The organism is Paenibacillus sp. PsM32 (genome assembly GCF_030433815.1).
GTDB classification, from domain to species: domain Bacteria; phylum Bacillota; class Bacilli; order Paenibacillales; family Paenibacillaceae; genus Saccharibacillus; species Saccharibacillus kyungheensis.
Genome location: NZ_JARUWY010000001.1, coordinates 1,230,568 through 1,243,095, shown reverse-complemented (window position 1 = coordinate 1,243,095; position 12,528 = coordinate 1,230,568). Strand labels below are relative to the sequence as shown.

The window sequence follows — 12,528 nt, the reverse complement described above, 5'->3', positions numbered from 1 at the left end:
CGGATTTATCATGATACTAAAGGGTGGTATTATTTCTAGGTGTGATACTTGTAAATACGCATGGGAACCTACAAAAATAGAAGACTAAAAATCGATTATTTAAAAACCAAACGAAATATACATAATATGATACAGTAGATATCTTCAAAGTAATTATTTTATCCAACACAAAGGGAGTACACATGAACAATTACAAATTAATCATCCAATACGATGGTGGGCGGTATAAAGGGTGGCAACGGCTTGGAGATAGCGATAATACAGTTCAAGGCAAGATTGAAAAAGCGATCTCGGTACTGGTCGATCAACCGATCGAAATTACAGGTTCTAGCCGTACCGATGCAGGGGTACATGCGCTGTATCAAGTGGCTAATTTTAAAATTAAAGAAGACTTGCCAGAGTCTAAAATATTTAACTTCCTGAATCATTATTTACCGCCCGATATCAGTATTACAGAAGTATCGAAAGTCGATGATCGGTTCCATGCACGATATCATGCAACCAACAAAACGTATATTTATAAAATATGGAACGAAGCATACAGCCATCCGTTTATGCGCAAGTACAGTATGCATGTTGCCAAAAAGCTAGATATCGCCAAGATGAAAGAAGCTTGCGCTCACTTTTTGGGAGAACATGATTTTGCAGTTTATTCCAATGCTAAGTCGAAGAAAAAAGATACATTACGTACCATTTACACATTAGATGTCGAGGTAGTAGACGGATTTGTACAATTCCGCGTATCTGGAAATGGATTCTTGTACAATATGGTACGCAAAATGGTCGGTACATTGATCGAAGTAGGATTAGGGGAAAAGCAAGCAACAGATATTCCTACAATTTTGTTATCGAAAGAAAAGCTACAAACTGGTGGTATGGCAGATGCAGAAGGTCTTTATTTAGAGCATATTCAATTCAAGTCAGAATAGATAAATATTTAAAAACCACACCAAGTTTCTTTATATGACATTCCACCAAAATCGTATAAAACAATGCAGAAATAATATTATATAACAATAAGGAAGTAGACTTGAAAAGGTCTACTTTTTTTAATTATTTACTAAGTCTTTAAAAGTGATAATAGTAGTTGTATTTCATTACATATTCCCTTACAATTTGTTGAAGCAATTCTGTAATGCGTTAATGTATGTCACGGCGAATACATTTACAACTATATTATAATCGTTGTACATAATGAACACAGTTGAAAGGGAGCGTTTTGTTTGGAAACGAAACAATTAACTAGAGGTCTCAAAACACGCCATATTGAGCTGATTGCACTCGGAGGAACGATAGGTGTCGGTCTATTTATGGGATCAGCCAGTACGATTCAATGGGCAGGGCCTTCTGTGCTGTTGGCGTATTTGGTAGCAGGTGTAATTATGTTATTTGTGATGCGAATGATGGGCGAAATGTTAATCGTTGAACCGGTCACAGGTTCATTTGCTACATTTGCCCATAAGTATATTAGTCCGTTGGCTGGATTCTTAACAGCATGGAGTTACTGGTTTTTATGGGTAACGGTGGGGATGGCGGAAGTTACTGCTATAGGTATTTATGTAGGGTACTGGTTCCCGGAGATTCCACAGTGGATTCCAGCGTTAGCCGGTGTCGGCATTATAGCGGCAGCGAATCTAGCGGCGGTTAAGTTTTATGGAGAATTTGAATTCTGGTTTGCGATGATTAAAGTGATCGCGATTAGTGCGATGCTGGTGATCGGCACAGGTATGATCTTTTTTGGACTTGGCAATGGTGGAGTGCCTATCGGCTTATCTAATCTGTATATCCACGGCGGATTTTTTGCAGGTGGGTTAAAAGGATTCTTATTCGCATTATGTATTGTAACTGCGGCATATCAGGGCATCGAGATGATCGGGATTACCGCAGGAGAAGCTGAAAATCCAAAAGTGACTTTGAAAAAATCGATCAAAAATATCGTCTGGCGGATATTGATTTTTTATGTAGGTGCAATCTTTGTGATCGTGACGATCTATCCATGGAATGAAGTCGGTACAACAGGAAGCCCGTTTGTTTTAACATTTGCCAAAGTAGGCATTGTAGCGGCGGCAGGTATTATTAATTTTGTTGTTTTAACAGCAGCGATGTCTGGTTGTAATAGTGGTATTTATAGTGCAGGACGAATGCTGTATACACTGGCGCAAAACAAACAAGCACCACCGTTTTTCGCTAGAATTTCAAAAAGTGGTGTGCCTCGCAACAGTATTATGACGACGATTGCTTTATTATTGGTCGGCGTGCTATTTAATTACCTGTTTCCAGATTCCAAATTATTTTTGTACATTTACAGTGCCAGTATATTACCAGGGATGGTTCCATGGTTAGCGATGGCATTTAGTCAATTTAAGTTTCGCAAAAAATGGAAAAATGATATTCACGAACATCCATTTAAATCGTTATTTTTTCCAGTTAGTAATTATATCGTGATTATCTTTTTGTCACTGGTGCTGATCGGCATGTGGTTCAACCCGGATACACATAACTCATTAATCGTTGGGATTGTATTTATTGCGATTGTGATTGTTAGTTATTATGTATTTCGAATTGGGAAGAAATCGGATCAGCGGATAGATTGACGGGATAATCTGTAAAATAATTATAGATGTATAGACTTATTCAAAAAGCATCTACCTTTTCTTGTATGTGATAAGAAAAAGGTAGATGCTTTTTTGTAGTGAAGTGATCTTTGCTGTATCTTTATACCTTCTATAGCACACATAGACGAAAGTAGTGTGAATAGAAGAAAGGTTGAAGTGTAGTCAACTCATTTCTCTTTTGCATCATACTAGCGATTCTATGGTTGTCCAAGTAAGTTGTGGTGAAAATGATGATTGATTTGTATATTTTGAGTACAGGATATAACAGAACTTTTGAGATAATAACAGACGACTCATAGATCAAAGAGAATAGACGTAGAGCAAGAATAGAAAGATGGAAAGGGGATTGTATCGTGAACATAAAATGGAGAAAATGGCGTACCTTGCGGCGCAGTGTGATTGTAGCATGGTTTGCGTCGTATATGGTGGTGTTATTGTTGCCTATTTTGCTCAGTACATGGGTCTATCATGAGACAGTCAAAGCATTACAACAGCAGATCGAACGTGCTCATGATTCATTATTACAGCAAATGCAAGAGACTGTAGATAATCGGATTGATTCGTTTCAGCGATTAACGACCCAGATTTATGGAGATGTTAATGTACAAAGGTTACTATATTCCAATACATTTGCCCGTGGAGATTATCGTTATGAAGTGTATCAAGTCGCGCAGGACTTGAAGCTGTTTCGCTCTACGTATACTACTTTGGATGATTTCTATATTTATTGGACACCCAGTGATAGTGTGATCCGACCTTCAACTTCACAACCCGGTGAAATGGCGTATCAAGAATTGTATGGTGGAGGCGATCTGAGTCTGGCACAGTGGCGAGAATTAGTGAGTGCTACAGGCAAACAGCGTTTTTTGCGAACAACAGCGCATTATGAATCCCGTCTTTCCAAAGAGTATTTAACGTTTGTTCGTCCTTTCCCTGTAGATTTGAATAACCAGCCTACAGGATCAGCAGTCGTAATGATGGATCAGCAACAAATTTTGAAGGCGCTTGCAGGAATACGAGATTTTAGCGATGGCGAGACTTTGATTGTTGCTGGAGATGGCACTATTCTGGTATCTGATCAGAAGAAACAGCAGACTTTGCCTGAGTTCAATCAATTTGAGGGAGAGAAAGGATATATAGAAAGTAATCAAAGTGGAGAACTAGCACGTTACTATTTTATCCGCTCCAACAATTCGGATCTGACCTATGTAAGTATTGTTCCAGATCGCTTGGTACGTAAAGAAGCGAATGAAGTCAGACGACTTATGTATTATGGAGTGGGCGTCAGTCTGCTGGGCGGATTGGTACTGACTTATTTATTTATGCGCCGTAATTATCAGCCGATTCGCCGTATGATCGACATCTTGAATATGCGACTCAATAAGCAGACAGGTATGGATAGTAATGAATTTACCTGGATAGAAGATCATCTGTCACGTACATTATCTGAAAATGATCGAATCAGCTTGCGTATGCAACAACAGCAAAATCAGCTTCGCAGTGGCTTTATCGCCCGTTTATTCAAAGGAAAAGTCGATGAGCAGGATGATATTTCTAGAGAAGAAATATTAGAGTCTCTTCATATCGGTAGTGAAGCAGATCAGTTTGCCGTATTGCTTATTTATATCGAATCTAGCCCTGTATTTCATGAACGTACTGCGGATATGGACAATCATCGTCAAGACCGATTGCTACACTTTATTATCACCAATGTAATAGAAGAAACGATAGCTGTAGCGTATCGCATACATTTATCCGAAGTCGATGAATTAACGGCTTGCCTTGTACAATTACCTGTCGAACAGCAGTCTTTATCCAGACTTATCGAATTGGTGCAAAGTGCACAGGTTTTTTTGAAACATAAATATGGAGCCGAAATGACGATAGCGATTAGCGGCGTGCATACAGGGATTGATGGCATTGCAATAGCCTATCATGAAGCGACGATATCGCTAGAATACAAATTTGTAGCGGATCATGCAGAAGTGTTGATTTATGAACAGTTGTATCAAGAGCGTCTGTTGCAACAAAGTCATGATTATTATTTTCCTTTATCAATCGAACGGCAATTGCTGAATGATATGAAAGTAGGAGATGCTGAACGTGCCCGTCAATTGTTGGAGGAGATTGTCGAACGTAATTTGCATGAAACGATACTTCCGATTGAACTGGCTAAATGTCTGATGTTTGATCTGGTCGGGACATTTATCAAAAGCATGGTGGAGTCAGGAGATAGTAAAGATGTGTTTCTTACCCGTCATCAACAGACAATTGAGACATTAACCCGTGCAGGCACAGTCAAAGAAATGAAAGGACTGCTGTTATTCATGTTAGAAGATGTATGTCGTCATACAGCCGCAAGGCAAGAGCACAATAAACAAAAAAACCGCAATCTTGAATTAGAGTATCTGATTCAACAAGTACAACAATTTGTCGATCACAATTATACTAATCCCGATCTGAATGTATCTATGATCGGCGAACATTTTGAAATGAAAGCAACATACTTATCGAAATTATTTCGTGATTATATCGGTGAAGGGTTACTGGACTATATCAACCGGATGCGTATCGACCAAGCCAAAGCATTATTACGGGATCAGCCTATAACATTAGAAGAAATAGCCGGACAATCTGGATTCCAAAGTCTAAATACGTTTATTCGCATTTTCAAAAAAATAGAAGGTATGACTCCAGGGCAATACCGAAATACGCTATAAACGAGGATTAGATTGGAGATTTTAGAGAGACAATCTACAAAATTGAACATGCTTTTGGATATATTGAAGATAGAAAAAAAGGAAAATATACAGCAGAATAAATTTGTAAGCACTTACATTTGAGTTGGTTCCTTTGGTTCTGCTGATTTGTGTTTAGCTTGTATTTCTATTCACAGGTGGATGAGCTGAACTGAATATGTACCCACATGCGATGTAGATGTAAGTGCTCTATAGATAAAGGAGGCAATACGATGAGCTATAGATTCAAAAGAGGGCGAACATCTTTACTCGGATTGTTCTGTATCATGTTGTTATTGGGTGGCTGTTCAAGTGGTCAATCTTCAACATCAGCCGAAAAGGATGAAGATTACGCCAAAACGCATAAGATTGGTTCTTATCCGATTCAAACTGATGTTGAACTGACCCGTTGGACAGATTCAACTCCATTTGCTCAACAGTTAGCAGTCAAGTCAACAATGGAAGAATTTCCATTTGTTCAAGATTTAGCGAAGCGCACAGGCGTACAAGAGAAATATGTATTACCTGCTGTGAATCAAGCGAATGAGCAATTGAATATGATGTTTGCTTCTGGAGAATTTACAGATATTATCGAATGGAACTTTCTTCAGAATTATCCCGGAGGACCAGAGAAAGCGATCAAAGACGGTAATATTCTCAAATTAAATGACCTATTTGCTCAGTATGCTCCGAATCTAACCAAGTATTTGAAAGAACATCCTGAAGTCGATAAACAGATCAAAACCGATGACGGTACTTATTATGGATTTCCATTTATTCGTGGAGATAATTATCTCAAAACGTATGGTGGTCTGATTGTACGGCAAGACTGGTTAGATGAATTGGGCTTGGAAGTGCCAACCACGATTGATGAATGGCACACTGTATTGACTGCTTTTAAAGAAAAAAAAGGAGCCACTGCTCCCCTTACTTTTGTCAGTACGCCGCGATTATTTGATGATCTGCAAACAGGCGCTTTTTATGGTGCTTTTGGGGTGAAGCGAGATTTCTATATGGAAAATGGTCAAGTGAAATTCGGGCCATTGGAACCGGGGTTTAAAGACTTCTTGATTACGATGCGTCAATGGTATGCCGAAGGATTGTTAGACAAAGATATTGCAACAGTAGATGGTAAAATTCGCGATGCCAATATGACTTCTGGTAAATCGGGAGCTTCTTATGGATTAGCAGGTGGAGGTATTGGAAAATGGTTAGCAGCTTTGCAAGCTCAAGACCCGAAAGCTGATCTGGTTGGTGTCCCTTATCCTGTGTTGAACAAAGGCGATACACCAAAATTTGGACAAAAAGACTTTTCTGCACCTTCCGGTGGTAATTTTGCGATTTCACCACAAAGTCAGCATCCTGAACTGGCTGTGCAATTGCTTGATTACGGATACAGCGAAGAAGGAGCTTTATTTTTCAATTTTGGTACCGAAGGCGTTAGTTATACGATGGAAAATGGTTACCCCACTTATACCGATCTGATCAAAGATAATTATGCTCAAAATCTAACACTGTATACACGTGCAACCGGAGGGCCAACGATTCAAGATAAGCGCTACTATGAACAATATGCGGCATTGCCACAACAACAAAAAGCAGTCCAAACATGGATGAAAACGGATGTGGATCAGTATCAATTACCACCGATCTCACCTACAGCCGAAGAAAGTGCAGAATTTTCTCAAATTATCAATGAAGTGAATACACTGGTCGATGAAACAACGATCAAAATCGTACTTGGAACAGAACCGATCGAATCTTACGATGAATTTATCCAGAAGTTAAAAGTACTGAATATTGATAAAGCTATATCAATTCAACAAGCTGCACTTGATCGGTATAACAGCCGTTAATAGGCTCTAATGCAAAAGAAGGGAGCGAACGCACATGAGCCGATTATCGGATACACAACGTTATCGTCGATCCAAGCAGGATAAACCTGTAGCTACATCAAAAGACGATACCCGTAAAGGTTGGGTAGGTGTACAGAGCTACGCTAAATTTCTGCATAAAGATTTCAAGCTGAATCGCTGGTTATATCTGATGATTTTGCCTGCCTTGGCGTATTATATTATTTTTCAGTATGGGCCAATGTATGGAACGATTATTGCTTTCAAAGACTACTCGCCAGCTAACGGGATTCTTGGTAGTGAATGGGTAGGGCTTGCACATTTTCGAGATTTTTTTAATGGATTATATTTTTGGCGGATTTTCAAAAACACCTTTATTTTGAGTGTAAATACGTTAATTTTTGAATTTCCAGCACCGATTATATTGGCGCTTCTTATCAATGAATTACGTAGCCGTTCCTTTAAGCGTGTCGTACAATCGGTAACGTATATGCCTTATTTTATCTCGCTTATTGTTATCTGTGGATTGGTCAAAGATTTCACAAATAGTGGTGGCTTGATTACACAGTTGATCGTATGGCTTGGTGGATCAGATACCTCGATGCTACAGAATCCCGCTTATTTTCGACCGATCTATATCGTATCTGAAATCTGGCAACGGTTCGGTTGGGAATCTATTATTTATATTGCGGCATTGAGTTCAATTGATCAGGAACAGTATGAGGCTGCCCGGATAGACGGCGCAGGACGCTGGCGACAGATGATCAGTGTAACGTTACCCGGCATATTGCCAACCGTGATGATTATGCTTATTTTGCGAATGGGCGGATTGTTTAATCTGGGATTTGAAAAAGTCATTTTACTTTATAATTCGTCGATCTACGATACAGCAGATATTATTTCTTCATATGTATATCGCAAAGGTCTGATTGAATTTAATTGGAGCTTTGGTGCGGCAGTCGGCATTTTCAATTCGGTGCTGAATCTAGCATTATTACTTGCCGCTAATTATATCAGTCGCAAAGTAAGCCAAAATAGCCTGTGGTAAGCGGCGAAAGGAGAATGTTATGAAGCGTTCATGGTCGGAAAAAGTATTCGATTGGACGATTATCTGGATCATGATTGTGCTTGTTCTGTTAACCGCATATCCGCTTTATTATGTGCTGGTCGCTTCAGTTAGTGACGGGTCACGGATGATGGCTCATTCCGGTCTACTGCTCAAACCTTATGGATTCCATCTAGATGCTTATGTGAAAGTACTGGATAATCCTTCAATTATTAAAGGGTATCTGAATACATTATTTGTAGTAGGAGCCAGTGTGATATTGAATATGACGGTTACAGCATTAGCGGCTTATGTGTTATCTCGCAAAAATGTGTACTGGAACAACCTGTTTACGTTTTTAATTGTATTCACTATGTTTTTTACAGGTGGCTTGATCCCTTTTTATCTGGTGGTTAAAGGTATGGGCTTGATGAATTCGCTCTGGTCACTGATTATTCCATTTGCAGTCAATACGTTTAATTTGATCGTGATGCGTACTTCTTTTCAAGCGATTCCAGATAGTCTGGAAGAGTCAGCCAAAATTGATGGAGCCAATCACCCGACGATTTTTGCCCGTATCGTTGTTCCACTTAGTCTTCCCGTAATGGCGGTGATGGCACTTTATTATACGGTAGAGAAATGGAACGGCTGGTTTTATGCTTCTCTTTTTCTCAAAGATCGGCAGTTGTTTCCATTGCAATTGATTTTGCGTGAAATCTTAATTTCGAATTCGACAGATCTGATGCTAGGCACCACAGCCGCAGATCAAATTGTACAGGTGAGCGCTACACTACAATATGCAACGATTGTCGTCGCTACTTTACCGATTTTATGTGTATACCCATTTGTACAGCGATATTTCGTTAAAGGTGTCATGATTGGAGCGGTCAAAGGTTAATCTGCCAAAAGTGAATAAAAAAGGAGAATACACATGATTTATACCGATACGCAATGGCTAGAGCAAGCATGGGAATATACCACGCAAAAATTGGAAAGAACTCGTCAACGAATAGGAGCCACTTTTCCTAATGCTTCTTTTAACGGACAGTACGATGCACGTGAACTGGAATGCTGGACTAATGGCTTTTGGCCAGGCATTTTATGGTTATATTTTCGTGAAACAGGGGATAGACAAGCACAAGAAATCGCACAAGATTGTGAAGTACAACTGGATGAATTATTGCATGAGTTTGAAAAATTGCATCATGACAATGGATTTTTGTGGAGTCTAACGTCTGTCGCTAATTACAAGTTAACAGGTAATCACTTATCTCGAAGAAGAGCGCTCATTGCAGCAAGTCATCTGGCAGGGCGATTTAATCTCAAGGGACATTTTATTCGAGCATGGTTACATGAAGGCAGTGAAGGGTTGGCTATTATCGATTGTATGATGAATCTGGCGTTACTGTACTGGGCAAGTGAAACAACAGGTGATCCACGTTTTCGTCATATAGCCAAAGCGCATAGTGATATGACGATCCAGCAATTTGTAAGGCAAGATGGATCGGTACATCATATTGTACGTTTTGACCCGGAGACAGGAGAACTGATAGAAGGATTAGGTGGTCAGGGATATGATCCTGATTCCGCATGGTCACGTGGAACATCATGGGCGATTTATGGATTCGCTATTGGATATCGGTATACCGGTGATTCCCGATATTTGCAGACCGCTCTGGATGTCGCTGATTTCTGGATCAGTCAGACGCAACAAGATCGAGTACCTCCTTGGGATTTTCGTGCACCAGATGATCAGCTTCATATCAAAGACTCTACAGCGGCGGCGTGTGCAGCTAGTGGAATGTTGGAATTGGCTTATTTGTTAGAACAAGATCAAGACTCTCGTGCATCTATATATCGTGATCATGCAACCGCAACGGTGGAGTCTTTATTTAAAGATTACACCCCTCAAAATGATAACGAAGAAGCTCTTATTATCAAAGGTACAGCAAGCTATCCTGCGCGAGCAGAAGTAGAAGTACCGATTATTTATGGTGATTATTTCTTTTTGGAAGCATTGGCGAAGCTTAAAGGGGAGACCCATATTTTCTGGTAAAAGGAGATTCCTGTGATGGAGAAAGCAAGAATAGATTATGTCGATCCTTTTATCGGTGTGGATGGCGAAAATAATTGCTTATGCGGTCCTTATTTACCGAACAGTATTGTGCGTTTATCGCCAGATACATTGCCACCGCAACTTTCTCATGGATATGACAGTCAGCGCCCGATTGTACGATTTAGTCATACTCATGTTAGTGGAACAGGCGGTGGTGGGCGATATGGAAATATAGGAATTACGCCATTTATCGGAGAAATGCGATTACAAGTTGATGGATATGAACGGGAGCATGAACAAGCTTCTGCTGGATATTATTATGTTCGCTTAATGCCTGAAGGGATTCAAGCAGAACTGACAAGTACAGCACGTACCGGTTGTCATCGTTATACGTTTCCAGAAGGAATATCAGGTCATTTATGGATAGATAGCAGTGCTGTGATTCAAGTAGAAGGCGATCAGCCAGGAGCAACAACAGGATTATGTATCGGTGGTTATCTGGAAAAAGTATCATCAACAGAGTTGGTAGGACGTTCGGATTTTCGAGGTGGATGGGGGCATGATTATCCTTATTCGATTTACTTTTCAATTCAATGTCAACAACCGTTTTCAGCATGTATATTAGCGGATCATACCGGGATCCGTGAGCACAATGTGGTCGATGGAAAGCATTGCCGTGCGGCAGTCAGTTTTGACGATCAGCAAATAGTGGAAGTGAAAGTAGGCATATCGTACGTCAGTATAGGCAAAGCCAAAGCCAGTATTGAACGTGAAGCTGTAGGTGGATTTGACGATATACGGCAACAAGCTGGTGATGTATGGGAGCAAAAGCTAAGCCGAATTACAGTGGAAGGAGGAAGTGAACAACATACGACGTTGTTGTATACATTACTGACCCGTCTATGGTGTATGCCATCTGATCTAGGAATCGACGATGAATATCATGGTTGGGTATCTGGTGTACGCCAGTATACGGATCTTTATGCATTATGGGATAGTGTGCGTAATGCTAATTCGTTGCTTACTTTAATAGATCCTGAGTTAGAAATAGGCATTTTGAACAGTTTATTAGATATTGCCAATCATATAGGATGGTTGCCTGATGCGTGGATAGCAGGGCATAGTGCAATGATTCAAGGTGGAAGTTCAGCCGATATTTTGTTCAATGAAGCGATGTTAAAAGGATTGCCTGATCTGAATTATAAAATAGCACTTGCACAAATGCGTAAAAACAATGAAGTGTATTCACCGGATACATGGATGTATGGTCGTTATCTGGAAGACTATCTATCCCTCGGTTATCTATCGACCCATGTTCCCAAAAATGCTGTATCCCGTCATATGGAATATAGCTATCAAGATTGGTGTATCGGCAGTCTGGCTGAATCATTAGGTGAGCTTGAGATTGCTGAACAGTATTATCAAAGTTCAACCAAGTTATGGAATCTGTGGAACGATGAACGTCGTTGTTTTGCACCACGTTTGCCTGATGGGAGATGGGTAGAGCCATTTGATCCTGCGGTATGTCGAACCGATTCATGGAATGATCCTTACTTTTACGAAGGGACAAGCTGGCAATGGTCATTCAGTACGCATCATGATTTTGCAGGGCTTATTGAGCGACATGGAGGGAATCAAGCATTTGTCGAACATCTAAATACGTTTTTTGATAATGGATATTATTATTCCAAAGAAACGATGCTTCATATTCCGTATCTGTACATTTATGCAGGTAGACCTGATCTAGCAGCAGAGCGTGTAAGAGAATGTATGCAGACGTATTTTAAAGTAGCGCGTGATGGGCTGGGAGATAATGAAGATATGGGTTGTCAAAGTGCGTTCTTTATTTGCTCAGCACTAGGATTGTATCCATTGATGGGACAGGATATTTACTTTCTAGTTCCGCCTGTATTTGACTCTATCACGTTACGGTTAGGCACAGAATCAGCGCAGATTTTTTTGAATATAGTGGTTGAAGGAGATACAAATGTAAGCGATAGAACACAGAATCGCTATATTGCTGAAGCTTGGCTTAATGATCGAGTATTGGATCGAGCATGGATACGACATCATGAAATACAACATGGAGGTCAATTGAGACTGCGACTAAGCAGAGAGCGACAATCATGGGGAAGTAGTGATCTGCCGCCTTCTCCTTTACAAGAATGGCGTAACAAAAAGCAGACAACAGCATAGGCGAAAAACACGCTGTACCTGTTGT

Annotated in this window: 8 protein-coding genes; all 8 read left to right on the top strand. The window is 40.1% G+C overall.

The genetic code is table 11. From position 1 onward, the window contains the following. Positions 1-182: 182 nt before the first annotated feature. The 8 genes from truA (at position 183) to QCD85_RS05450 (ending at position 12,503) form a co-directional block, all read left to right on the top strand. Complete coding sequence (gene truA, locus QCD85_RS05485) at positions 183-929, top strand: tRNA pseudouridine(38-40) synthase TruA (protein ID WP_301261887.1); 747 nt, start codon at positions 183-185, stop codon at positions 927-929. Between the two features lie 294 nt (positions 930-1,223). After that, positions 1,224-2,594 (top strand): amino acid permease, encoded by a 1,371-nt coding sequence (locus QCD85_RS05480; protein WP_301261886.1) that lies wholly within the window; start codon positions 1,224-1,226, stop codon positions 2,592-2,594. Between the two features lie 374 nt (positions 2,595-2,968). Then, positions 2,969-5,335 carry an AraC family transcriptional regulator gene (locus tag QCD85_RS05475; protein WP_301261885.1) on the top strand — a complete coding sequence of 789 codons (2,367 nt, stop codon included), beginning with the start codon at positions 2,969-2,971 and terminating at the stop codon, positions 5,333-5,335. Positions 5,336-5,586: 251 nt separating this feature from the next. After that, a complete protein-coding gene (locus tag QCD85_RS05470) occupies positions 5,587-7,209 on the top strand; it encodes an extracellular solute-binding protein (protein ID WP_301261884.1) in 1,623 nt (540 codons plus the stop codon). A gap of 190 nt (positions 7,210-7,399) precedes the next feature. Then, positions 7,400-8,254, top strand: coding sequence for an ABC transporter permease (locus QCD85_RS05465; RefSeq protein WP_301261972.1), 855 nt, complete (start codon positions 7,400-7,402; stop codon positions 8,252-8,254). Between the two features lie 19 nt (positions 8,255-8,273). Continuing rightward, positions 8,274-9,149: a carbohydrate ABC transporter permease gene (locus tag QCD85_RS05460; protein ID WP_301261883.1), complete on the top strand. Its 876-nt coding sequence runs from the start codon at positions 8,274-8,276 to the stop codon at positions 9,147-9,149. 33 nt (positions 9,150-9,182) lie between these two features. Beyond that, positions 9,183-10,307: a glycoside hydrolase family 88 protein gene (locus QCD85_RS05455; RefSeq protein WP_301261882.1), complete on the top strand. Its 1,125-nt coding sequence runs from the start codon at positions 9,183-9,185 to the stop codon at positions 10,305-10,307. Positions 10,308-10,322: 15 nt separating this feature from the next. Continuing rightward, entirely contained in the window at positions 10,323-12,503 is a 2,181-nt protein-coding gene (locus QCD85_RS05450) for a GH92 family glycosyl hydrolase (protein WP_301261881.1), read from the top strand. The last annotated feature ends 25 nt before the right edge of the window (positions 12,504-12,528 follow it).

Excerpts from the sequence above, each read along its gene's own strand:
- QCD85_RS05455 (WP_301261882.1), top strand. The coding sequence starts at position 9,183 with ATGATTTATACCGATACGCAATGGCTAGAGCAAGCATGGGAATATACC.
- truA (WP_301261887.1), top strand. The coding sequence starts at position 183 with ATGAACAATTACAAATTAATCATCCAATACGATGGTGGGCGGTATAAA.
- QCD85_RS05465 (WP_301261972.1), top strand. The coding sequence starts at position 7,400 with ATGATTTTGCCTGCCTTGGCGTATTATATTATTTTTCAGTATGGGCCA.
- QCD85_RS05460 (WP_301261883.1), top strand. The coding sequence starts at position 8,274 with ATGAAGCGTTCATGGTCGGAAAAAGTATTCGATTGGACGATTATCTGG.
- QCD85_RS05470 (WP_301261884.1), top strand. The coding sequence starts at position 5,587 with ATGAGCTATAGATTCAAAAGAGGGCGAACATCTTTACTCGGATTGTTC.
- QCD85_RS05450 (WP_301261881.1), top strand. The coding sequence starts at position 10,323 with ATGGAGAAAGCAAGAATAGATTATGTCGATCCTTTTATCGGTGTGGAT.